The organism is Micromonospora sp. FIMYZ51, from assembly GCF_038246755.1.
GTDB lineage: Bacteria > Actinomycetota > Actinomycetes > Mycobacteriales > Micromonosporaceae > Micromonospora.
In genome coordinates this window covers 3,424,896-3,447,953 of record NZ_CP134706.1, presented here as the reverse complement: position 1 = coordinate 3,447,953, position 23,058 = coordinate 3,424,896, and the positions used below count along the sequence as shown (strand labels likewise).

The window sequence follows — 23,058 nt, the reverse complement described above, 5'->3', positions numbered from 1 at the left end:
GTTACTTGTAGCGGATGCCGATGAGGCGTTGGAACAGGATGAACGCGAAGAGCAGTCCTCCGATCACGATCTTGGTCCACCAGGAGTTGAGGCTGCCGTCGAAGGTGATCAGCGTCTGGATCACGCCGAGCACCAGCACACCGAGCACGGTGCCGAAGATGTAGCCCGAGCCGCCGGTGAGCACCGTTCCGCCGATCACGACGGCCGCGATCACGTCGAGTTCCATGCCGACCGCGATCAGCGGCGCCCCGGAGAGCGTGTAGAAGGAGAGCAGGATCCCACCGATCGCCGAGCAGAGCCCGCTGATGGTGTAGACCGCGATCCGGGTACGCCCCACCGGCAGCCCCATCAGCAGCGCCGACTGCGGGTTGCCGCCGATCGCGTACACGTTGCGCCCCAACCGGGTGTACGCCAGCACGTACGCGGCGATGAGCACCACCACGAGCACGACCAGCACACTGATCGAGACGAAGTTGCCCCGGGGATCGCCGATCCGGTACTGCGACATGGTGGTCCAGAAGCCGTCGGTGATCGGGATCGAGGCGTCGCTGATGAAGGTGCACATGCCGCGGGCGAAGAACATCCCGGCGAGGGTGACGATGAACGGCTGGAGATCGAAGAAATGGATCGCACAGCCCATCAGGAAGCCGAGCGTCGGCCCGATCAGCAGCGCGATCACCAGCACCGGCAGCGCGGGCATGCCGGACTGGAGCAACCACGCCGAGACCATCGCCGTCATCGCCACCACCGAACCGACCGACAGGTCGATGCCACCGGTGAGGATCACGAAGGTCATCCCCACGGCGACCACCAGCAGGAAACCGTTGTCGATGAAGACGTTGAAGATGACCTGGATGTTGGAGAAGGCCCGGTACTGGGACACGCCGATGCCGTACATGACCAGCAGCAGAACGAGGGTGACCAGCACCGGCACGTGCCGCCGGGGCAGCCGGGCCCACCTCGGCCCGGTGGTCAGCGAGGTCGTGGTCACGCCGTCACCTCCTCCTTCTGCCGCTGTGCCGACGGGGCCGGCGGGGTCGAGGCGCCGCGCCGGCGCCGGCTGAACTTGGCCCGGAAGGCCGGTGCCTGGATGAGGCAGACCGCGATGACGACCACCGCCTTGAAGAGCAGCGCCGTCTGCGGGGAAATGTTCATGGCGTACACCGTCGTGGTGAGGGTCTGGATGATCAGCGCGCCGAGGATCGTGCCGCCGAGGTAGAACCGGCCGCCGGCCAGCGAGGTGCCACCGATGACGACCGCGAGGATCGCGTCGAGTTCCACCCAGAGACCGGCGTTGTTGCCGTCCGCACTGGAGACGTTTGCGGTCATCATGAAGCCGGCGATGGCCGCGCACACGGCGCTGACCACGTAGACGAGGAAGACCATCCGGGCCGAGCGGATGCCGGCCAGCCGGCTGGCCTCGCGGTTGCCACCCACCGACTCGATGATCATGCCGAGCGCGGTACGGCGGGTGAGCGCCGCGACGAGCAGCGCCGCGCCGAGCGCGATGAAGATCGCCAGCGGCAGGGTCAGGAAGTGCCCCAGACCGATCGCCCGGTACGGACCGGAGTTGATGGTGATGATCTGGCCCTCGGTGACCAACTGGGCGATGCCCCGGCCGGCCACCATGAGGATCAGCGTGGCGATGATCGGTTGGATGCCGATCACGGAGACCAGCACGCCGTTCCAGGCACCGAGCACCAGCGCGACACCGAGCGCCATGGCGATCGCGGTGACCACCGTGGTCATGTTGTTCTGGTCCGGTGCCTGGCTGATGTGCAGGCAGGCGATGGCACCGCTGATCGCGCAGATCGAACCGACCGACAGGTCGATGCCGCCGGTGGAGATGACCAGGGTCATGCCCAGCGCGACCAGGATCAGCGGCGCACTCAGCCGAAGGATGTCGATCGGCGTGCCGTACAGGTGGCCGTTGTTCACCTCGACGGCCAGGAAGCCCGGCCGGTAGATGGTGTTGGCCGCCAACAGCACCAGGAGCACGGCGACCGGCCAGAAGAGCCGGTGACCGAGGATGGCCCGGTAGCGGTCCTTGCTGTCGGTCACTGCTCCGCCCCCTCCCGTTGGGAACCGCTGGCGATAGTCTGCATCACCCGGTCCGCGTCCACGGTGTCGTCATTGCTGAGCTGGGCGACCATCTCCCGATCCCGCATCACCGCGACCTTGTGGCTCAGCCGCAGCACCTCCTCCAGCTCGGCGGAGATGAAGAGCACGGCCATGCCGCCGTCGGAGAGCTGCACCACGAGCCGCTGGATCTCGGTTTTGGCGCCGATGTCGATGCCGCGGGTCGGTTCGTCCAGAATCAGCAGTCGGGGCTCGGTGATCAGCCAGCGGGCCAGCAGCACCTTCTGCTGGTTTCCGCCGGAGAGGTTGCGCACCGGCACCTCGGGGTTGGCCGGCCGGATACTCAACGCCTTGATGTACTGATCGACCAGCTCGTCCTGGCGGCGACGCGGGATCGGACGCAGCCAGCCCCGAGCCGCCTGCATCGCCAGGATCATGTTCTCCCGCACCGTCAGGTCGGGGATGATTCCCTCCGCGCGGCGGTTCTCCGAACAGAACCCGATGCCCTGCTCGATGGCCTGCACCGGGTTACGCAGGCTTGTCGGTTTGCCGCCCACCGCGACCTGGCCCCGGTCGGCCCGGTCGGCACCGAAGAACAGCCGGGCCACCTCGGTACGACCGGAACCGAGCAGGCCGGCCAAACCGACCACCTCACCGGCGTGGATGGTCAGGCTGAACGGGGCGACCGCCCCCTTGCGGGCCAACTCGGAGACCTCGACGAACGGGGTGCCACCCTCCAGCGCCGCCAGCTCCCGCCGGGGGTGCTCCTCGATCCGTTCGAGGACGTCGAGTTCCTTGCCGATCATCTTCTCGACCAGGGCGAGCTGCGGCAGCTCGGCGGTCGGGTACTCGCCGACCAGGGTGCCGTTACGCAGTACCGTGATCCGGTCGGCGATGCCGTAGACCTGGTCGAGGAAGTGGGTCACGAAGAGGATCGCGATCCCCTCGTCGCGCAGCTGCCCCATGATCCGGAACAGCTGTGCCACCTCGCCCGCGTCCAGACTGGAGGTCGGCTCGTCCAGGATCAGCACTTGAGCCTGCACGTCGATGGCCCGGGCGATGGCGACCATCTGCTGCACCGCAAGCGAATAACTCGCCACCGGCGCGGTCACGTCGATGTCGAGATCCAGCCGGGCCAGCAACTGCCGGGCGCGCCGCCGGACCTCGCCCCAGCGCACGGCACCGAAGCGGCGGGGCTCCCGGCCGATGAAGATGTTCTCCGCCACCGAGAGGTTCGGGCAGAGGTTTACCTCCTGGTAGACCGTGCTGACCCCGGCGGCGGCGGCCTGCATCGGTCCGCTGAAGGCCACCTGCTCGTCGCCCAGGGTGATGGTGCCTTCGTCGATGCCGTACACCCCGGTCAGCACCTTGATCAGGGTCGACTTGCCGGCACCGTTCTCGCCCATCAGGGCGTGCACCTCACCGGGGAAGAGCCGGAAGTCGACGTCGTGGAGTGCGCGCACCCCGGGGAAGGACTTGCTGATCCCGGTCATCGTCAGGACCGGACGACTATCCGTCATCCCATCAGACCTTCTTCTGGGTTCTATCGGTACGGATGGGTCACGGCGCTCCCGTCACGTCCGCCCGGCCGACCTGTGGGTCGACCGGGCGGACGTGGCACGGGTTTGTCGGGCCAGACGCCCAGTCCGTCGGGAAAATAAGCGACGCGGTGGGGCCGCCACGGTCAACGCGGCGACCCCGGGCGTCGATCAGTACTTCCGGTTGGGCAGTGCCTCCTTGGCCTGCTCCTGGGTGAAGGTGGTCTCCTCGGTCTCGATCCGCGGCGGCACCTCCTCACCGGCGTGCACCTTCTTGGCCAGGTCCATCAGCTGTGGCCCGAGCAGCGGGCTGCACTCCGCGATGAAGTTGAACTTGCCGTCGGCCAGGGCCTGCATGCCGTCCTTGACCGCGTCGATGGTGATGATGGTGATGTCCTTGCCGGGCACCTTGCCGGCGGCGGTGATCGCCTCCAGCGCGCCCAGGCCCATGTCGTCGTTGTGCGCGAAGAGCACGTCGATCTTCGGGTGGGCCTTCAGGAACTGCTCCATGACCTGCTTGCCGCCGGCCCGGGTGAAGTCACCCGACTGGGACGCGATGACCTTCAGCTTGGGGTCCGCGGCGATCGCCTCGGCAAAGCCCTTCTTGCGGTCGTTGGCCGGGGCCGAGCCCGTGGTGCCCTGCAACTCGACGATGTTCACGTCACCGGTCGCGGCCTTCTTCTCCTCGACCAGCCACTCCCCCGACAGCCGGCCTTCCTTGACGAAGTCCGAGCCGAGGAAGGTCTTGTAGAGCGACTTGTCGGCCGAGTCCACGGCACGGTCGGTCAGGATGACCGGGATGCCGGCATCCTTGGCCTCCTTGAGCACGGTGTCCCAACCGGACTCCACCACCGGCGAGAAGGCGATCACGTCGACCTTCTGCTGGATGTAGTTGCGGATGGCCTTGATCTGGTTTTCCTGCTTCTGCTGGGCGTCGTCGAACTTCAGCTCGATGCCCGCCTCGGCAGCGGCCTCCTTGATGGAGTTGGTGTTGGCCGTACGCCAGCCGCTCTCCGCGCCGACCTGGGAGAAGCCCATGACGATCTTGTCGTCGCCGCCGCCGTCGCCTGATCCGGTGTCGCTGTTGCCGCAGGCGGCCACGCTGCCGGCCAGCAGCAGGGCGGCCAGGGCCGCGACGGCGCGCCGAGGCGCGAGGGACATTTGCATGTTTCTCATCGGTACTCCTCGGGTGGGGTTGCGGGTGCCACGCCACCCGCGAGCTGCGCGGGTGGCGGTTGTGGTGCGGCATGGTGGTGCAGGGGTGGTGCGATCGGGTTGCGTGGGTGATGCGCGGTCGGTCCGGGGCCGCCGGTGGCCCGGGACCGGGTCAGGGGTTGGCCGACGGTGCGGGACGCTGGCCGTACACGTTCTGATAGCGGGCGTACAGGGCGTCGACGTCGGCCGGTGCGATCGGTATCGGTTCACCGAGCGCACGCGCCAGGTGCGCGGTCCGGGCGACGTCCTCGCACATCACCGCCGCCTTGACCGCGGCCCGGGCGGTCGACCCGATGGTGAAGACACCGTGGTTACGCATCAGCACCGCCGGCGAGCGGTGCCCGGTGAGGGTGCTGACGATGCCCTTGCCGATGTCGTCGCCGCCGATCAACGCGAACGGTCCGACCGGGATCTCGCCACCGAACTCGTCGGCCTGGGCGGTCAGATAGCAGGGAATCGACTCGCCGCGGGCCGCCCAGGCGGTCGCGTACGTGCTGTGGGTGTGCACCACCCCGCCGACCTCGGGCATGGCGCGGTAGACGTAGGCGTGCGCGGCGGTGTCGCTGGACGGCGACAGTTCCCCCTCGACAGGTACGCCGTCCAGGTCGCAGAGCACCATGTTCTCCGCCGTGAGGTCGTCGTAGTCGACGCCGCTGGGCTTGATGATCATCAGGTCCCGGCCGGGTACCCGGGCGGAGACGTTGCCGGCCGTCCAGGCCACCAGGCCGTACCGGGTCAGCTCGCCGTGCAGGCGGGCGACGGTCTCGCGCAACTCACGCTCGGTCATGCGACCACCTCCAGCGCGGTCTCGTGCTGCGACGCGGCCGACTCGACCGCCGCGTTGCGGATGGCCCGCAGGCGCAGCATCACGTCGTTGGCGCCCCGACCGAAGTGGTCGTGCAGCGCCCGGTACTCGGCGTAGAGGGCGTCGTACGCGCGTACCCGGTCCGGGTCCGGCCGGTAGACCGCCTCGTTCACCCGTCCCATCGCCTGCGACGCCTCGTGGATCGAGGGGTACGCGCCAGCGGCCACTGCGGCGTGGATCGCCGAGCCGAGCGCCGGCCCCTGGGCGGAGCCGATGATGCCCAGCGGCCGGTTGGTGACATCGGCGTAGATCTGCATCAGCAGCTTGTTCGAGGTGAGGCCGCCGGCGATCACCAGGTCGTCGACGCTCACCCCCGCCTCGACGAACGCCTCGATGATCATCCGGGTGCCGTACGCCGTCGCCTCCAGCACCGCCCGGTAGATGTCCTCCGGCCGGGTGGCCAGGGTGAGCCCGACGATCATCCCGCTGAGATCGTGGTTGACCAGCAGCGAGCGGTTGCCGTTCCACCAGTCCAGCGCGACCAGCCCGTGAGCACCGACCGGCTGCGCGGCGGCCAGCTCGGTGAGCCGCTCGTGCGAGGCCACCTCGGCCGGTGCGGCGTGCTTGACGAACCAGCCGAAGATGTCGCCGACACCGCTCTGCCCGGCCTCGTAGCCCCACGCACCGGCGCTGATACCGCCGTCGACCACGCCGCACATTCCGGCCACCTCGGCCGGGTGCTCACCGTTGACCACGTGACAGGTGGAGGTTCCCATGATCGCCACCAGCCGGCCCGGGTGCAGCGCCTGCGCGGAGGCGGCGGTGACGTGGGCGTCGACGTTGCCGACCGCCACCGCGATCCCCGCCGGCAGCCCGGTCCAGTCGGCCGCCTGGGCGGTCAACTCGCCAGCCTTGTCGCCAAGCGGCAGCAACGGACCGTCCAGTTTGGCCACGAAGTCGCCGAAGTCGGGGTTCAGCGCGGTCAGGTAGTCCGTCGACGGGTACTTGCCGTCCTGCACGATGCCCTTGTAGCCGGCCGTGCAGACGTTGCGGGTCTCGACGCCGCAGAGCTGCCACACGATCCAGTCGGCGGCCTCGATGAAACGCTCGGCCCGCCGGTACACCTCCGGGTCCTCTTCGAGGAGCTGAAGGCCCTTGGCGAACTGCCACTCGGCGGAGATCTTGCCGCCGTACCGGCCGATCCACGGCTCGCCCCGCTCGTGGGCCAGGGCGTTGATCCGGTCGGCGTGCGGCTGGGCCGCGTGGTGCTTCCAGAGCTTCACCCAGGAGTGCGGGCGCTGCCGCAGCTCCGGCACCTCGCACAGCGGGGTGCCGTCGGCGAGCGTCGGCAGGACCGTGCAGGCGGTGAAGTCGATGCCGATCCCGACCACGTGGGCCGGATCGACGCCGGCCGCGGCCACCGCCGCCGGCACGGCCCGCCGGAGTACCTCGCGATAGTCCTCGGGATCCTGCAACGCCCAGTCGGGTGGTAGGGGCGTGCCGCCGTCCGGCAGGGCGGAGCTGATGACCGCGTTGCGGTACTCGTGCACCGCGGTTCCCAGCTCGGCACCGTCTCGGATCCGGACCACCAGGGCCCGTCCGGACAAGGTTCCGTAGTCCACCCCGACGACGTACCGGTCGCCCGCTTCGTCCACACCGCTCATCTTCACCTCCGGCCGATGACGAACCTCAGTGTTAACGCTCACATCAGATGCCGTCAAGACACCTGCCGGCAACAGCTCCGTAACGGAGTGCCGGACTGCCCGATTTACCCCACCCGCGCCGCCGTGAGCTGCGACAACGTCCGGTCCGGACGATGCCGGCCACGGCCCGACCGGACCGATGTCGGGCGCGAGCCACGGTCGGATGCCGCAGCAACGCCCGACCCGAGGACACCGGGGCGGGATCCGACGTCGCGGGGGGTGGTCTCCGACGACGCACGGCGCGGCGGTCGACGACACCGGGGACGGCATTCCTCGGCCACGACCCCGCCGGTTCAACCGGATTCGAGCCGGTTCGGGCCGTCCGGACGGGACAGCCCGGGCAGCGACGCCCCGGGGCCAGCGATGGTCGCGCCAGACCCAGACGTGCCGCACAGCCTCGACGCGCGCCCCGCCTCCGGACGGTACGACGCCCCCGCAGCCGGCCCGCGCCGGACCCGGCATCCGCCCACCGGCCGCCAATATTAGCGTTAACAATGGGCTTGCCTCCCAAGGTCATCCGATCCGGCAGGTCGGACTTTGGATCAACCGATAGCTGCGGTACGACCTCTCGCCATCCATGGGATTGAGCTGCGAGTTCGAAAGTCGGTGACGAGTCCGTACCAAAGCGTGGAAACCAGCCCCCGCGCCGACAGCGACCGTCCTCGATTTACAGGACTGGATGTAAGCGATAACATCGCTGACATCGATGCGGCCTGTGTGCGGGTGATCCGGCCCCCTGTCACCAGGCCAGTGCCGGCGTGACGGTGACGGCCCACGCGACCCTGCGGGCGGGCCGGCGGTAGGCGTCCCCACCACACTCCGGTCGCTCCGTCCGTGGACAAGCCGGCGACCCCGGCCCCGCCACCCCCTTCCGACCCGCGGGCTTCTTCGCACAACCCGCGGTCGGTCATCGACCACTTACCGCTGTCCGCCCTGTCATCCGAGGAGGATCACATGCGCGCACGACCACGATGGTTGGCCGTCCTGAGCGTTGTGGCATTGACGCTCACCGCAGTCGTCGTCGGCGGTTTCCACTCGCCGAAGCCCGCTCAGGCACTCAACAACGGCGTGGCCCGCACCCCGCCGATGGGATGGAACACCTGGAACACCTTCGGCTGCAACATCAACGAGGCGCTCATCCGGCAGATGGCCGACGCCATCGTCAACACCGGCATGCGCGACCTCGGCTACAAGTACGTCGTGGTCGACGACTGCTGGTTCGATCCCAACCGGGACGCCCAGGGCAACCTACAGGCCCACGCAGGCCGCTTCCCCAGCGGAATGAAGGCGCTCGGCGACTACCTGCACGCCCGTGGCCTGCTCTTCGGTCTCTACCAGGTGCCACGGGAGAAGACCTGCGCCCAGTACTTCGGGGCCTGGCCCGGCTCGACCGGCAGCCTCGGACACGAATACCAGGACGCCCGCCAGTTCGCCGCCTGGGGCGTGGACTTCCTCAAGTACGACTGGTGCTCGCCCTGGGGCACGATAAACGATCAGATAGCCGGATTCTCCCTGATGCGCGACGCGCTCGCCGCCACCGGCCGACCGATCGTCTACAGCATCAACCCGAACAGCATCCACGAGAAGACCGGCCCGCAACGCAACTGGGGCGACATCGCCAACATGTGGCGGACCACCGAGGACATCACCAACCAGTGGAACACCGGCCAGACCAACGGCTACCCGATGGGCATCCAGAACATCGTCAACGTCAACGTGCCGATCGCCTCGTACGCCTCGCCGGGTTCGTTCAACGACCCGGACATGCTCGTGGTCGGCAACGGCGGCATGACCGACACCGAGATGCGGAGCCACTTCGCGCTCTGGGCCATCATGGCGGCCCCGTTGATCGCCGGTAACGACATCCGCAACGCCAATACGGCGACCCTGGACATCCTGCGTAACCAGAATCTGATCGCCATCAACCAGGATTCGCTGGCACTACAGGCCGTACAGGTGTCCCACGACGGCACCCGCCGGGTGCTGGCCAAGCGGCTGGCCAACGGGGATGTCGCGGTGGCCCTGTTCAACCAGGGCAACTCCACCACCACCGTCTCCACCACGGCGGCGGCGATCGGCAAGTCGGGCAACTCCTTCACCCTCCGCGACGCCTGGACCAACGGCACCTCGACCAGCACCGGCACCATCTCCGCGAGCGTGCCGGCGCACGGCACCGTGGTGTACCGGGTCAGCGGCGGTGGAACCACAAACCCGCCACCGCCGACCACCTTCCGGCTGCGCAGCGAGTCGGCCGGCCGATGCCTCGACGTCAACAACGGCGGCACCGCCAACGGCACCGCGACGCTGATCTGGGACTGTCACACCGGCAGTAACCAGAGCTTCACCCAGAACGGTCAGGCGCTCCAGGTGCTCGGCAAGTGCCTGGACATCTCCCCGACCGCCACCGCCGGTACGCCGGTGCAGATCTGGGACTGCAACGGTGGCACCAACCAGCAGTGGACCTTCAACAGCAACGGCACCATCAGCAGTGTCCGCTTCCCCAACCTCTGCCTGGACGTCAACAACAACGGCACCGCCAACGGCACCACAGTCCTGGTCTGGAACTGCCACACCGCCCCCAACCAACGCTGGAGCCGAACCTAACTCCCGCACCCCTCACCCCGCACCCCGCACCCCGCACCCCGCACCCCGCCGATCTTGCGCTCTCCGTCCCGGCAACGGCTGCTCAGCAGGCATACCGACGACCGGAAGTGCAAGATCGGCGGCGGGGTGCCGGGAAATGTTAAGAGGGGACCCCTCCTCTACACGAGGCGTTAATAAGGGGCCCTTCCTTTCCGAGGGGGTCGGCGAGGAGGGCGGCGAAGCCTAGTTCGGCGGCGCCGACGAGGGTGGCGTCGTCGCCGAGCGCCGCGGTGCGCAGCCGTACGTGCTCCCGGGCGACCGGGAGCACGTTGCGGGCGATCCGGCTGCGGACCTGGGCCGCCGCGCCGGGGTACAGGTCGCAGAGCATCCCGCCGAAGATCACCATGCCCGGGTTGAACAGGTTGATCAGATTCGCCACCCCGATGCCGAGCCAGTCGCCGATGCGGCGCAACGCCTCTCGGGCGGCGGGATCGCCCCGGTCGGCGTCGTCGGCCACGGACCGGATGGCCGCCCGGCCGAACTGCTCGGCGGGGCGCCCGGCGGCGTCGAGCAGGGCCCGCTCGCCCACCTCCGCCTCCAGGCAGCCGGACGAGCCGCAGCCGCAGGGCCGCCCGTCGTACGGGTTCACCACCATGTGCCCCAGTTCGCAGCCGTAGCCGCCGTCGCCGCCAAGCAGTCGGCCACCGACGATGATGCCGCCGCCGACGCCGACGTCGCCGTGCAGGTAGATGAGGTTCTGGAGGCCGACGCCGGCACCGCGCTGCTGCTCGGCCTGGGCGCCGAGATGCGCCTCGTTACCCACCACCACCGGCAGACCGAGCCCGAGCCGCCGGCCGAGTTCGGCCCCGAACGCCTGGTCCACCCAGCCGAGGTCGGGGCCGAAGCGGACCATCCCATCGCCGGGTCGGATCATTCCGCAGTACGACGCGCCCAGCCCCACGCAGGTCGCCTGCGGCGGCGCCGCGCGATGCAGTTGGCGGCCGAAACGGGCGAGGACCTCGACCACGCGGGGCAGGTCGGGTCCGGCACGCGGGCGGACCGCTTCCCGGCGGTCCAGGATCACCCCGCCCAGCCCGACCCGGGCGGCGACCAGCCGATCCACCGCGACGTCGAAGGCCAGCACATAGCACCGGTCGGCGGCGGGCCGGACCAGCAGGGACGGTCGACCGGCGCGCCCGGTGTCCGAGGGCGGTTCCTCGTGCACCAGATCGACCCGGGCCAGTTCGGCGGTGAGTGCCTTGATGGTGCTGCGGTTCAGGCCCATCCGCCCGGCCAGCTCGGCGCGGGAGACCGGGCCACCCAGGTGGACGTGCCGCAGCAGCGCGCCGGCGTTGCGCCGGCGGATCTCCTCCTGGAGCAACATCCGCACCCTCCGGCATCAGCGCTGATGCGGACAGTTGACGGGAGGCAGTGTCGCCAACACGGTGCCGGACGTCAAGGCGCGGACCGGCCTGGCACCCGCCGGCCCGCGCCAGCCGATCACCGGCTCGCGCCGGCGCGACGCTTGTTGTAGACGTCGAAGGCCACCGCGACGAGCAGCACCAGGCCCTTGACCACCGACTGCATCGACTGGTCCACGCCCATCAGCTGCATGCCGTTGCTCATCACCGCCATGATGAGCCCGCCGACCATGGCGCCGACGACCGTTCCGACGCCACCGGTGACGGCCGCACCGCCGATGAAGGCCGCCGCGATCGCGTCCAGTTCGAACATGTTGCCGGCCGCCGGCTGCGCGCCGTTGGACCGGGAGGAGAAGATGATGCCCGCCACCGCGGACAGGAAGCCCATGTTGACGAAGATCCAGAAGTTGACCGTCTTGACCTTCACGCCGGACAGCATCGCCGCGGAGAGGTTGCCGCCGATCGCGTACACCTGCCGACCGAAGACGGTACGCCGGGTGAGCAGCCCGTAGACCAGCACCAAGGCGGCGAGGATGATCAGCACGATCGGCAGCCCCCGGGCGTGGGCCAACTGCCAGGCGAACCACATGACCACGGCACCGACAAGCACCATCCGGGCGACGAAGAGCGCGAACGACTCGACGGGCTGCTGGTAGCGGATCCGGGCCACCCGGGTGCGGAAGCAGCTCACCACGTAGCCGGCCACCGCGATGCCGCCGATGAGCAGGGTGAAGGCGTCGTAGCCGTCGCCGCCGATGAGTCCGTTGAGGAAGCCCGCCGCGATCCGGTTGTACTCGGCCGGGAACGGCGACAGCGAGATGTTGTCCAGCACCCGCAGGGTGAGGCCGCGGAAGAGCAGCATGCCGGCCAGGGTCACGATGAACGCGGGGATGCCGACGTACGCCACCCAGAAGCCGTGCCATGCGCCGACCGCGAGCCCGACCGCGATCGCGGCCAGCACGCCCACCCACCAGGGTTGGCCCTGCCGGATGACGACCACGGCGGAGACCGCGCCGGTGAGCGCGACCACCGAGCCGACGGACAGGTCGATGTGCCCACCGATGATCACGATGACCATGCCGATGGCGAGCACGAGGATGTACGAGTACTGAAGGACGATGTTGGTGATGTTGCCCGGGCTCAGCGATAGACCGTCGGTCAGGAACGCGAAGAGCGCCACGATGACGACGAGGGCGACGAAGATGCCACTCTGCCGCAGGTTGTTCAGGATCAGCGTACGGGGATCGCTGGTGCCGACGTGCAGCGCGGCGGCGGGTGCGCTCTCGGTCGGCTCGCCCTTCGCGACCGAGGAGGGCTTGGTGCTGGTCATCGCACGGGTTCCTTGTCCTTCGCCATGAGTTCCATGAGCTTCTCCTGGGTCGCCTCACCGACCGGTACCACGCCGGTGATGCGGCCCGCCGAGAGCGTGTAGATGCGGTCGCACATGCCGAGCAGTTCGGGCAGTTCCGAGGAGATGATGATGACGGCCTTGCCGGCCGCGACCAACCGGTTGATGATCGTGTAGATCTCGAACTTGGCGCCGACGTCGATGCCGCGGGTCGGCTCGTCCAGGATCAGTACGTCCGGGTCGGTGAAGAGCCACTTCGACAGGACGACCTTCTGCTGGTTGCCGCCGGAGAGTTTGCCCACCACGGCCATCACGCTCGGCGCCTTGATGTTCATGTCGCGCCGGCTCGCCTCGGCGACCTTGGTCTCCTCGTTGTCGTGCACCCACCCGAAGCGGGCGAGCTTGCGCAGGCCGGCGGAGGAGACGTTGCGCCGGATGTCCTCGATGAGGTTGAGCCCGAACCGCTTGCGGTCCTCGGTCGCGTACGCGATCCCGTTGTTGATCGCCTCGGCGACCGAGCGTGCCCTGATCTCCTTGCCGTGCATGAACAGCCGGCCGGTGATGTCCCGGCCGTACGAGCGACCGAAGACGCTCATCGCCAGTTCGGTGCGTCCGGCTCCCATCAGTCCGGCGATGCCGACCACTTCGCCGGCCCGTACGTCGAGGCTGGCGCCGTCGACGACCAGCCGGTCCTGCGTCGGGTGCCGTACGGTCCAGTTCTCGATGCGCAGCACCTCCGCGCCCGGCGTACTGACCCGGTCGGGGTAGAAGCTGTCCAGGTCCCGACCGACCATGCCCCGGATGATCCGTTCCTGGCTCACCTCGCCCGAGCGCATGTCGAGCCGTTCCACCGTCCGGCCGTCGCGCAGCACGGTGGTCGAGTCGGCGATCGAGGTGATCTCGTTCAGCTTGTGCGAGATCATGATGCAGGTGATGCCCTGGTCGCGGAGCCGACGCATCAGGTCGAGCAGGTGCGCCGAGTCGACGTCGTTGAGCGCGGCGGTCGGCTCGTCCAGGATCAGCAACCGGACCTTCTTGGAGAGTGCCTTGGCGATCTCCACCAGTTGCTGCTTGCCGACACCGAGCTGAACGACGGGCGTCACCGGGTTCTCGTGCAGCCCGACCGAGGCGAGCAGTTCGGCGGCGTCGGCGTTGGTGCGGTTCCAGTCGATCAGACCGCTGCGCCCCCGGCGCTCGTTGCCGAGGAAGATGTTCTCGGCGATCGACAGGTACGGCACCAGGGCGAGTTCCTGGTGGATGATGACGATGCCGTGCTGCTCGCTGTCCCGGATGCCGCGGAAGTCCACAGGCTTGCCGTCGAGGAGGATCTCGCCGGAGTAGCTGCCGGACGGATAGACGCCCGAGAGCACTTTCATCAGTGTGGACTTGCCGGCGCCGTTCTCACCGCAGATGGCGTGGATCTCGCCACGCGCCACGGCGAGCGAGACGTCCTGGAGCGCCGCCACTCCCGGGAAGGTCTTGGTGATGCGACGCATCTCGAGGATGTTGTCGCCCATGATCACCGTCCTGCGATCTTGTCGTGCTGGGCAGAATGGTCAGGCCAAAGGAGGTGGGCTCGGCGGCGGGCACCGCCGCCGAGCCCGGCGCGCACGGTCAGCTCTTGGCCTGACCGGCGGCGACCTCCTCAGCGGTGAAGTAACCGGAGTCGATCAGGATGGGCTTGATCTCTTCCTTGTAGACGGTCTCGACCGGCAGCAGGAAGGACGGCACCACCTTGACCCCGTTGTTGTAGGTCTCGGTGTCGTTGGCCTCCGGCTGCTTCTCCTGGAGGAACGCCTCACCGGCGACCACGGCCTGCTCGGCCAGCAGGCGGGTGTCCTTGAAGATGGTGGAGTTCTGCACCCCGTCGTTGATCAGCTTGACCGAGGCGATCTCGGCGTCCTGCCCGGTCACCACCGGCATCGCGTCGCCGCGGTAGCCGGCGTTCTGGAGGGCGGTGATGATGCCGCGCGACAGGCCGTCGTACGGCGACAGCACCCCGTTGACCTTGGCGCCGTCGTTGTAGCTGGAGGTCAGCAGGTCCTCCATCCGCTTCTGCGCGGCCTCCTGCTGCCAGCGCAGGATCGCCACCTGCTCGATCTTGGTCTGTCCCGACTTGACCTTCAGCGTGCCATCGTCGATGAACGGCTTGAGGGTTTCCATCGCGCCGTTGAAGAAGAAGTGGGCGTTGTTGTCGTCAAGCGAGCCGGCGAAGAGCTCGATGTTGAACGGGCCCTTGGCGTCGCCCTTCGAGCCGTCCTTGTTCTGCACGCCGAGCCCGACCAGCAACGCGGTGGCCTGCGCGACACCGACCTTGAAGTTGTCGAAGCTGACGTAGAAGTCGACGTTCGGGCTGTCCCGGATCAGCCGGTCGTAGGCGATGACGGGGATCTTCGCGTCGGCCGCCGCCTGCAACTGGCCGCTGAGCGCGGTGCCGTCGATGGCCGCGATGATCAGCACGTCGGCGCCGCGCGTGATCATCTGGTCGACCTGCTGCGACTGGGTGGGGATGTCGTCACCGGCGTACTGGAGGTCGACCTTGTAGCCCTTGGCCTCCAGCTTCTCCTTCACCGAGTTGCCGTCGGCGATCCACCGCTCGGAGGTCTGGGTCGGCATCGAGACGCCGATGGTCAGGTCGGTGGGCTTCTCGCTGTCATTCCCACCGCTGCCGGCGCCCTCGCCACTACAGGCCGCCAGGCTGAGCGCCAGTACGGCGCTGCCGAGAGCGGCCAGGACTCTTCTGCTCACTGGCTTCCCCAATCTGGAACTCGCGCCGTCGGATCGGCTGCGCGGGTCGCACTTGGAGGCCAAGTGTTAGCGCTCACATTGGCCAGGTCAACACCTGGTTGGTAATCCAGCGGTCACGGTCTCGTAACGAACGAAGCGCTCCTCCGTTCGGCCAGGTCACCGCAGGTCAAGGCCGGTGGCGACGGGCGGTGCCGGGGAACGCGCGAGCCCGATCGTGAACGGCCATCGAACGGAGACGATACACCACATGCGACGGTCAGTGGCATACCGCGACCCCGCCGGCACGCCGGGTGGCGAACCCTCGGCGGTCTTGACATGACGCGGTCCTGGGCAGATGCTCTGCTAAATCAGTTTAGCGACCGTTCCCGCCACACCATGCCCACCACCGCTCGCCGAAAGCGATGACAGCGGGTGTCCGGTCAGACGGACGTCGACAAGGAGAACCGATGAGACTGCGAAGGAGCCTGATCGCCGTCGCCACGGTGCTGGCGCTCGCCTCGTCCGGCACGGCCTACGCCGCGTCGAAGGACCACGGCGGCCCCAGCGACGGCATCAAGAGCATCACCCCGATCACCACCGTCTACACCTACGGCCAGAAGGTCTCCGCCGTCGCGGTCGAGTACGGCCAGACGGTAAACGACCGCACCCTGGACAACTCGACCTTCGCCGTCTCGGACACCACGTACAACTTCCGCTTCAACCCGATCGAGGACCTGCCGAAGCTGGCCGAGCGGAAGATCACCCACACCTACACCAACGACGCGCCCACCTCGCGCGCCGACCGCAGATCGGTGCCGGGCCGGTACGTCATCGTCGAACTCGACCCGGACGAGAACCTGGGCTGGACGGTCGTCCTCTCCAAGTGCCCGACCTTCCTGTGCCACGTCAAGGTGAACGCCGAGCTGCCGACCCAGGTGGTGCAGCGCAAGGACGTGCACGCCCAGCCGGGCAAGGGCAAGGGCAAGGGACCGGTGCTGGCCAAGGCCACCCCGAAGCTCTCGCGGGGCGTCACCGAGCCGGCGGTCAACCTGCTCGTCGACGACTTCCAGTACGGCTCGTACCTCAACGCCGGCCTGGTGCTGCCGTACCACTACCACCTGCCGAAGAACTACCAGCCCGGTAAGAAGTACCCGCTGATGGTGGTGCTGCCCGGGCACGGCATGGGCTGGGACGGCGACAACCTGGGCGTACAGATCGCCGCCGACATCCCGGCGACCGCCTGGTTGCAGTCCAGTTGGACGGGCAGCCAGGAGGACGTGATCGTGCTGGCGCCACAGAACCAGCGCGTCGGCCTGCCCGCCGAGGGCGACCTGCTGATCAAGCTGGTCGAGCAGTTCAGCAAGGACTTCGCGGTGGACACCGGGCGGGTGTACGCCACCACCGTCTCGTACGGCTCGCGGCTGCTGTGGGAGGCGTTCGCCAAGCGTCCCGACCTGTTCACCGCCGGCCTGGTCACCGGCGGTTTCCAGCTCAGCGCCGCGCAGGCGACGGCCATCGCCGCCGGCGAGGTCCCGCTCTGGATCACCCACGGCGTCAACGACCACCTGCTCAACATCTCGCTCGCGCGTGGTTCCCACAGCGCGCTGCGTTCGGCGTACGAGGCGCGGGGCAAGACCCCCGAGCAGATCGCCACGCTGCTGCACTACACCGAGTACGGCAACGACGTCTTCTCGCTTCCCGACTACCACGCGGCCTACGGCCCGACCTACGAGGACCAGAGCATCCTCAAGTGGCTGCTGGCCCAGCGAAAGGGCTGACGGTCCGGCACACCGGGGCGGGTCGGCCGGTCCTTCGTGGATCCGGCCGACCCGCCCCGGTTCGTCAACCGTCGCGTGCGGTCCGGCGTCAGCCGCCGATCGCGATCGCGAAGATGTGCATGGTCGGTACGTTGGCTGCGGGACGCGCGCTGATGTTGGGCAGCTCGACCCGGGCCACCGGTTTGTTCTGCAACCCCACCCCCACGTAGTAGATACAGGCGGAGACGTTCTGCCGCTGGTTTCCAGGCCGGTTCTGGTACGCCATCACGATGGCGGCGGTGGCACCGGCGTGCGGCCCGCCGTACCAGTCGGGGGTGCTCAGCGTGAAGGTCTGCCGGCTGCCGTCGGCGTAGACCACCGCGGCCGTGCCCGACACGGCACCGTAGGTGCCGGTGGCCAGGAAGCCGAGGGTGCGGCCGGTGCCCGTCACACCGATCGACTGCCCGGAGGCGATGGCGTTGTCGGCACCGCCAGGTGCGACGTTCGGCCAGCGGAAGTTCACCCCGTTACGGCTCACGGTGGCGCCCGGGGTGACGCCCGCCGCGGCCAGTGCCTGCGCGGAGAGGGTGGCGCCGTTGCCGTCGAAGTTGCCGGCACCGGTGTTGTTGTCGTTTGTGGTGCTGGCGTTTGTGAAGCTCTGCTCCAGCGGCGGTGTGGTCGGGCCGGACCCGGAGCCGGTGACCCGGTAGGTGCGGCCGGCCGTCACGGTGACCTCGATGAGGTCGGTCTCGATCCGGGTGGTGCGGGCCGGCGTGCCGTCGGTGGTGTCGACCACTGTGTGGTTGCCGGCGAAGAGCCGGCCCCGAAGCCGGACCGTGCCGGCACGATCCGGTCGGACGAGTACCTCGGTGGCCTGACCGTTGCTCCAGGCGATGCCGACGGTGTGCCCGCCCCGGGCGCGCAGGCCACTCACCTGCCCGGTGGGCCAGGCCGTCGGCAGCGCCGGCAGGATGTGCAGTTCGCCGACGTGGCTGTGCAGCAGCATCTCCGCGATGCCGGCGGTGGCGCCGAAATTGCCGTCGATCTGGAACGGTGGGTGCAGGTCGAACATGTTGGGCGCCAGCCGGGCCGGGGTGGCGAGGTAGCGGATCAGGTCATGGGCGCGGTTGCCCTCCTCCAGCCGGGCCCAGAAGTTGATTTTCCAGGCCAGCGACCAGCCCGTGCCGTCGTCGCCACGGATCTCCAGCGTGCGCCGGGCCGCCTCGAACAGCTGCGGAGTGCCGCGCCTGGTGATCTGGTTGCTGGGCGCCAGCCCGTACAGGTGCGAGACGTGCCGGTGATTGCGCTCGGTCTCCGTCCAGTCGTAGAGCCACTCCATGATGTTGCCGCGCGAGCCGATCCGGTTCGGCGCGAGCCGATCCCGGGTGGCCCGCACCTGGGCCCGGAAGGTGGCGTCGACGTTCAGGATCTCGCTCGCCCGGGCACACCCGTCGAAGAGGTCCCGCAGGATCTGGTTGTCCATTGTGGGCCCGGCGCAGACACTGGCGTCCGGGTGGTGTCCGAGTTCCGGCGAGTTCGACGGGTTGGTCACCAGGTAACCGAGGCTCGGCTCGGTCACCAGCGTGTCGAGGAAGAACTGGGCGGCACCCTTCATCGCGGGGTAGTTCGCCCGGAGGAACTCGACGTCACCGGTGAAGAGGTAGTGGTCCCAGATCAGGGTGGCCAGCCAGGCGCCGCCGGTCTGCCACATGCCCCAGAACGCACCGTCGACCACCGAGGTGGCCCGCCAGGCGTCGGTGTTGTGGTGGGTGACCCAGCCACCGGCGCCGTACTGCACCTGCGCGGTGCGGGCCCCGCTGACCGCGAGGTCTCTGACCATGTCGAATACCGGCGCGTGGCACTCGGACAGGTTCGTGGTGTTGGCCGGCCAGTAGTTCATCGGCAGGTTGGCGTTGATCGTGTACTTCGAGTCCCAGGCCGGGGTCAGCGAGTCGTTCCAGATGCCCTGGAGGTTGGCCGGCTGGGTGCCGGGACGCGAGGAGGAGATCAGCAGGTACCGGCCGAACTGGAACAACAACGCGGAGAACTGCGGGTCGTTGACGCTGTTGTGCTGGGCGATGCGTACGTCGGTCGGCTGGTCGGCGGCGGAGGTGCGCCCCAGGTCGAGGCTGACCCGCCCGAACAGCGCCTGGTAGTCGGCGACATGCCGGGCGCGCAGTTGGTCGTAGCTGCTGGCCCGGGCGGCGGTGAGCTGCCGCCGCGCGATGCCCTGGTAGTCGCCGCCGACATTGCGGTAGTTGACGTAGCTGGAGCCGATGGAGACCAGCAGGGTCACGCTGTTGGCGCCGGTGACCCGCAGGGTGCCACCGGAACTGGTCACCGTGCCGCCGCTGACGGTGGCGTGAGCCAGGGCGAGGAACCGGACCTGGCCGGTGACGCCCTCCTGGTTGCCGGAGACACCGTCCAGGGCGATCGTGGCGCCGTCCGGGCTGGAGACCGAGGTCCGCTGCGGGCTGTCGAACGTGGCGGTGAAGGTGATCGAGCCGGTCCGGTCGGCCGTCAGCCGCATCGCGATCACCTGGTCCGGCGCGCTGGCGAACACCTCGCGCTGGTAGCGCACCCCGTTCGTCACGTACGACACCGAGGTGGTCGCGGTGGTCAGGTCCAGTTGCCGGTGGTACTGCCCGGCGCTGCCGGCGGGGAAGGCCAGCCGGAGGTTGCCGACGGTCTGGTACGCCAACTGACCGACCGGGTTGCCGAGCATGTTCTGATTGATCAGGTTCTGGGCCTGGGTCCACTGGTTGGCGAAGACCAGTCGCCGGATCTCCGCCAGCGCGCCCAGGCCGCGCGGGTTGCTCGGCTCGTGCGGTCCGCCGGCCCAGACGGTGTCCTCGTTGAGCTGTAGGCGTTCCGTGTCGGTGTTGCCGAACACCATGGCGCCGAGCCGGCCGTTGCCGATCGGCAACGCCCGCAGCCAGTCCGTACCGGCGGACCGGTCGTACCAGAGCGCCAGGTCACCGGCGGCCAGCACCTGTGGTGGTGCCGCCGTGTCCGCTCGGGCCGCGGCGGTCCATGGCAGCGGCAGCAGGGCGCCACCCGCGCCCGCCGCGCCGATCTGTAGGGCCTGCCGTCGGGTCAGGTCTGACATCGATCCTCCAACCGGTGAATCGATCCGGCCACCCGAAGCACCCACTGCCCGCCAGCAGGCAACCAGACATATGATGTGTTTCGCGAATGTTACCGCCGCCTCCCGGGATAGGCAATGGTCAATTCATGGGTCGCGAGGCGACCGTCCGCGAGCCCCTTGAGCTGGAAAAGTCGTCGCATGCTGCGGCGACCCACAAGCATTCGCCAGCGAGTTCAACCCAGTCGTTCGACAAATCCCACCGAGGCGACACGTCGGAGCCAGCGCCGAGTTCCCCCTGATTCATCAGATGTAATCGGTGGATTGGACGCCAGGGCGTGCGGTCAGTAGTGATCCGTGGCGGCTCCTCCGTCCGGGGGATGACGGGCCCGCGCGGCGGCACGTCGGTCGGCATCGCGGAGCCGGTCGAGGGCGGCATCGCGGAGCACGGCGGGCTCCGCACCGGCGAGCCGGCGGGCGTGCGCGGCGACGAAGTCGGGGAAGCGGAAGCGGCCACCAGTCTCGATGAGCAGTCGCCGGTCGCGCAGCTCCGTCAGGGCTCGCCGGGCATGCAGCAGGGTCAGGTTGCCCAGGGCGGCGGCTGCGGCGACGTCGAACTCCGGGCCCGGGTGCAGGCCGAGGTAGCGGAGCAGCCGCCGCCGGCTGGCGGGCAGGTCGCGATAGGCCAGATCGAAGGCGGCGGCCAGGGCCAGCGCCTCCCCCGCCAGGCCGGGAAAGCGCTCACGCGCCCGACCGAGATCCTCGGCGAGGGCGGCGACGGTACGGGTCGGGTCGGCGCGCAGGACGGCGGCGGCGAGGTCCACCGCCGCCGGCACGTACGCGCACATTCGCATCACCTCGATCAACGGGCGAGCCAGCCGCCGTCGACCGGGATGACGGCGCCGTGCACGTAGTCGGCCGCGGCGGAGGCGAGGAAGACGGTGACCCCGGCGAGGTCGTCGGGGCGACCCCAGCGCCCGGCCGGGATCCGCTCCAGGATCGCCCGGTTGCGCTCCGGCTGCTCGCGCAGCGCCCGGGTGTTGTCCGTGCCGATGTAGCCGGGCGCGATGGCGTTGACGTTCACCCCGTGGCGCGCCCACTCGTTGGCCAGCGCACGGGTCAGGCCGGCGATCCCGGACTTGGCCGCGGCGTAGCCCGGCACGGTCACCCCGCCCTGGAAACTCAGCATCGACGCGGTAAAGATGATCTTGCCGCTGCCGCGCTGGACCATGTTCCGACCGAGTTCGCGGGCGAGCACGAACGGCGCGGACAGGTCGACCTCCAGAACGTGGTCCCAGTCGGCGTCGGTGTGTTCGGCGGCCGGGGCACGGCGGATCGTGCCGGCATTGTTGACCAGGATGTCCACCGGCCGCTCCCGCTGGCCGAGCCACTCGGCGAGCGCGCGGACGGCGGCGCGGTCGGACAGGTCGGCCCGGTACGGCACGAACGAGCGGCCGTGCGCCGCCACCCGCTCGGCGACCTCGCTGCCGTGCTCCTCAAGTGCGGCGCTCACCCCGATCACGTCCGCGCCGGCAGCCGCCAGGGCGTCGGCCATCGCCAGGCCGATGCCGCGCCGGCAGCCGGTCACCACGGCCAACCGATCGGTCAGGTCGAACGGGTTCACGCGTCTCCTCCACAGTCGACGAGTACCTTGACATCGCCCCCGGCGGCGAGGGCCTGGAACGCCTGCGACACCTCGTCCAGCGGCACGATCCGGGTGATCAGCCGGTCCGCCGGCACCTGCCCGCCCTGCACCAGGCGGACCGCCTCGGCGTAGTCCTCGCGCTGGTAGACGCGTACCCCGATCACCTCCAGCTCGCGCCAGAAGATCCGGTGCAGGTCCACCTCGCGCGGGGTGGGGTGGATCGCCACGACGACCAGCCGGCCACGTACGGCGAGCAGGTCGGTGGCGGCGCGGACGCCGGCCGCCGAGCCGGAGACCTCGAACACCACGTCGGCGCCGGCACCTGCGGTGGCCTCCTGGACGTAGCGGGCCGCGTCGACCGTTGCCGGGTCCACCGCGTCGAGTCCCAGCTCGGCGGCGAGCGCACGACGATCCGGGTCGAGTTCGAGCACGGTCACCGCGGCACCGGTCTGCCGGGCGACCGTGCCGATGAGCAGACCGACCGGGCCGGCCCCGATGACCACGGCGTGCTCACCGGCGACGAGCCGGGACCGCCGTACGTCGTGCACGGCCACCGCAGTCGGTTCGACAAGCGCGCCGTGTGCCAGCGGCAGGTCCCCGGGCAGCGGCACCAGCAGCCGCGCCGGCACCGTCCAGGATCGCTGCAACGAACCGGGCGAGTCGATGCCGACGAAGGTGAGCCGGTGACAGATGTGGGTGTGGCCGGCGCGGCAGGCGGGACACTCGCCGCACCAGTCAAGCGGCAGCACGGTCACCGGATCACCGACCCGGTGCGCCGCGACGCCCGCGCCCACCTCGGCGACCCGGCCCGACATCTCGTGGCCGATCACCGCCGGTACCCGGACCCGCTGATCCATCGCGCCATGCGCGATGTGCAGGTCGGTGCCGCAGATGCCGGTGTACGCGACGTCGATGCGGACCTCGCCGGGACCGGGCGGCACCGTGGCGGTCTGTTCGACCACGAAGGTCCGCTCGCCGACGTACTGCGCACTGCGGTTCATGCCGTCTCCTCGTTGTTCCGGTTCGCGTCGGCCGGCCGGTGCGCGAGCCGCGTCGCCGGCAAACGTCCGATGTCTCTATAGTGGTGAGGGTTGCCGGTGCCGACCGCAGGCGGCGGGCCCAGGCCGGCGGCGCGCGGCTGGCCGGTCCGAA

At 69.2% G+C, this 23,058-nt stretch carries 16 protein-coding genes; 2 read left to right on the top strand and 14 right to left on the bottom strand.

Features of this window, described 5'->3' with window-relative positions; genetic code table 11:
- Position 1: 1 nt before the first annotated feature.
- The 6 genes from yjfF to araB all read right to left on the bottom strand — a co-directional run bounded on the left by yjfF (position 2) and on the right by araB (position 7,301).
- Positions 2-991: a galactofuranose ABC transporter, permease protein YjfF gene (yjfF, locus tag QQG74_RS15620; RefSeq protein WP_341721016.1), complete on the bottom strand. Its 990-nt coding sequence runs from the start codon at positions 989-991 to the stop codon at positions 2-4.
- On the bottom strand, positions 988-2,061 hold the full coding sequence (locus QQG74_RS15615; protein WP_341721015.1) for an ABC transporter permease: 1,074 nt from the start codon (positions 2,059-2,061) through the stop codon (positions 988-990). The genes yjfF and QQG74_RS15615 overlap by 4 nt, the downstream gene beginning before the upstream one ends.
- Positions 2,058-3,599, bottom strand: coding sequence for a sugar ABC transporter ATP-binding protein (locus QQG74_RS15610; protein WP_341721014.1), 1,542 nt, complete (start codon positions 3,597-3,599; stop codon positions 2,058-2,060). Before QQG74_RS15610 ends, QQG74_RS15615 begins: the two co-directional genes overlap by 4 nt.
- 189 nt (positions 3,600-3,788) lie before the next feature.
- Positions 3,789-4,793, bottom strand: coding sequence for an ABC transporter substrate-binding protein (locus QQG74_RS15605; RefSeq protein WP_341721013.1), 1,005 nt, complete (start codon positions 4,791-4,793; stop codon positions 3,789-3,791).
- Positions 4,794-4,944: 151 nt separating this feature from the next.
- Complete coding sequence (locus tag QQG74_RS15600) at positions 4,945-5,619, bottom strand: L-ribulose-5-phosphate 4-epimerase (protein ID WP_341721012.1); 675 nt, start codon at positions 5,617-5,619, stop codon at positions 4,945-4,947.
- Positions 5,616-7,301: a ribulokinase gene (gene araB / locus QQG74_RS15595; protein WP_341721011.1), complete on the bottom strand. Its 1,686-nt coding sequence runs from the start codon at positions 7,299-7,301 to the stop codon at positions 5,616-5,618. Before araB ends, QQG74_RS15600 begins: the two co-directional genes overlap by 4 nt.
- A 993-nt stretch (positions 7,302-8,294) precedes the next feature.
- Between araB and QQG74_RS15590 the strand changes: the two genes are divergently transcribed.
- The gene (locus QQG74_RS15590; protein ID WP_341721010.1) at positions 8,295-9,944 is read left to right on the top strand and encodes a ricin-type beta-trefoil lectin domain protein; all 1,650 of its coding nucleotides are present in this window, start codon (positions 8,295-8,297) and stop codon (positions 9,942-9,944) included.
- 139 nt (positions 9,945-10,083) lie between these two features.
- Here QQG74_RS15590 and QQG74_RS15585 read toward each other — a convergent pair whose 3' ends face one another.
- The 4 genes from QQG74_RS15585 to chvE form a co-directional block, all read right to left on the bottom strand.
- Positions 10,084-11,307 (bottom strand): ROK family transcriptional regulator, encoded by a 1,224-nt coding sequence (locus QQG74_RS15585; protein WP_341721009.1) that lies wholly within the window; start codon positions 11,305-11,307, stop codon positions 10,084-10,086.
- A 116-nt stretch (positions 11,308-11,423) separates the two neighbouring features.
- Positions 11,424-12,674, bottom strand: a complete 1,251-nt coding sequence (mmsB, locus tag QQG74_RS15580; RefSeq protein ID WP_341721008.1) for a multiple monosaccharide ABC transporter permease — start codon at positions 12,672-12,674, stop codon at positions 11,424-11,426.
- Positions 12,671-14,209 carry a multiple monosaccharide ABC transporter ATP-binding protein gene (mmsA, locus tag QQG74_RS15575; protein WP_341721007.1) on the bottom strand — a complete coding sequence of 513 codons (1,539 nt, stop codon included), beginning with the start codon at positions 14,207-14,209 and terminating at the stop codon, positions 12,671-12,673. The genes mmsB and mmsA overlap by 4 nt, the downstream gene beginning before the upstream one ends.
- Before the next feature lie 97 nt (positions 14,210-14,306).
- Positions 14,307-15,440, bottom strand: coding sequence for a multiple monosaccharide ABC transporter substrate-binding protein (gene chvE / locus QQG74_RS15570; protein ID WP_341721006.1), 1,134 nt, complete (start codon positions 15,438-15,440; stop codon positions 14,307-14,309).
- A gap of 446 nt (positions 15,441-15,886) precedes the next feature.
- On the opposite strand from chvE, the gene QQG74_RS15565 reads away from it, so the two are divergent.
- Positions 15,887-17,197, top strand: a complete 1,311-nt coding sequence (locus tag QQG74_RS15565; RefSeq protein WP_341721005.1) for a hypothetical protein — start codon at positions 15,887-15,889, stop codon at positions 17,195-17,197.
- Positions 17,198-17,285: 88 nt separating this feature from the next.
- On the opposite strand, the gene QQG74_RS15560 is transcribed toward QQG74_RS15565, so the two are convergent.
- From QQG74_RS15560 to QQG74_RS15545, 4 genes are all read right to left on the bottom strand, one after another.
- Positions 17,286-20,285, bottom strand: a complete 3,000-nt coding sequence (locus tag QQG74_RS15560) for a glycoside hydrolase family 95 protein (RefSeq protein ID WP_341721004.1) — start codon at positions 20,283-20,285, stop codon at positions 17,286-17,288.
- Positions 20,286-20,605: 320 nt separating this feature from the next.
- Positions 20,606-21,109 carry a hypothetical protein gene (locus QQG74_RS15555; RefSeq protein WP_341721003.1) on the bottom strand — a complete coding sequence of 168 codons (504 nt, stop codon included), beginning with the start codon at positions 21,107-21,109 and terminating at the stop codon, positions 20,606-20,608.
- A 14-nt stretch (positions 21,110-21,123) separates the two neighbouring features.
- Positions 21,124-21,885, bottom strand: a complete 762-nt coding sequence (locus tag QQG74_RS15550) for an SDR family oxidoreductase (protein WP_341721002.1) — start codon at positions 21,883-21,885, stop codon at positions 21,124-21,126.
- A complete protein-coding gene (locus tag QQG74_RS15545) occupies positions 21,882-22,907 on the bottom strand; it encodes an alcohol dehydrogenase catalytic domain-containing protein (RefSeq protein WP_341721001.1) in 1,026 nt (341 codons plus the stop codon). Before QQG74_RS15545 ends, QQG74_RS15550 begins: the two co-directional genes overlap by 4 nt.
- Positions 22,908-23,058: the final 151 nt, after the last annotated feature.

What these genes read in the sequence shown, in the direction of transcription:
- QQG74_RS15610 (WP_341721014.1), bottom strand. Translation starts at nt 3,599, where the DNA reads ATGACGGATAGTCGTCCGGTCCTGACGATGACCGGGATCAGCAAGTCC.
- QQG74_RS15605 (WP_341721013.1), bottom strand. Translation starts at nt 4,793, where the DNA reads ATGAGAAACATGCAAATGTCCCTCGCGCCTCGGCGCGCCGTCGCGGCC.
- QQG74_RS15600 (WP_341721012.1), bottom strand. Translation starts at nt 5,619, where the DNA reads ATGACCGAGCGTGAGTTGCGCGAGACCGTCGCCCGCCTGCACGGCGAG.
- araB (WP_341721011.1), bottom strand. Translation starts at nt 7,301, where the DNA reads ATGAGCGGTGTGGACGAAGCGGGCGACCGGTACGTCGTCGGGGTGGAC.
- QQG74_RS15590 (WP_341721010.1), top strand. Translation starts at nt 8,295, where the DNA reads ATGCGCGCACGACCACGATGGTTGGCCGTCCTGAGCGTTGTGGCATTG.
- QQG74_RS15585 (WP_341721009.1), bottom strand. Translation starts at nt 11,307, where the DNA reads ATGTTGCTCCAGGAGGAGATCCGCCGGCGCAACGCCGGCGCGCTGCTG.
- mmsB (WP_341721008.1), bottom strand. Translation starts at nt 12,674, where the DNA reads ATGACCAGCACCAAGCCCTCCTCGGTCGCGAAGGGCGAGCCGACCGAG.
- mmsA (WP_341721007.1), bottom strand. Translation starts at nt 14,209, where the DNA reads ATGGGCGACAACATCCTCGAGATGCGTCGCATCACCAAGACCTTCCCG.
- QQG74_RS15565 (WP_341721005.1), top strand. Translation starts at nt 15,887, where the DNA reads ATGAGACTGCGAAGGAGCCTGATCGCCGTCGCCACGGTGCTGGCGCTC.
- QQG74_RS15560 (WP_341721004.1), bottom strand. Translation starts at nt 20,285, where the DNA reads ATGTCAGACCTGACCCGACGGCAGGCCCTACAGATCGGCGCGGCGGGC.
- QQG74_RS15555 (WP_341721003.1), bottom strand. Translation starts at nt 21,109, where the DNA reads ATGTGCGCGTACGTGCCGGCGGCGGTGGACCTCGCCGCCGCCGTCCTG.
- QQG74_RS15545 (WP_341721001.1), bottom strand. Translation starts at nt 22,907, where the DNA reads ATGAACCGCAGTGCGCAGTACGTCGGCGAGCGGACCTTCGTGGTCGAA.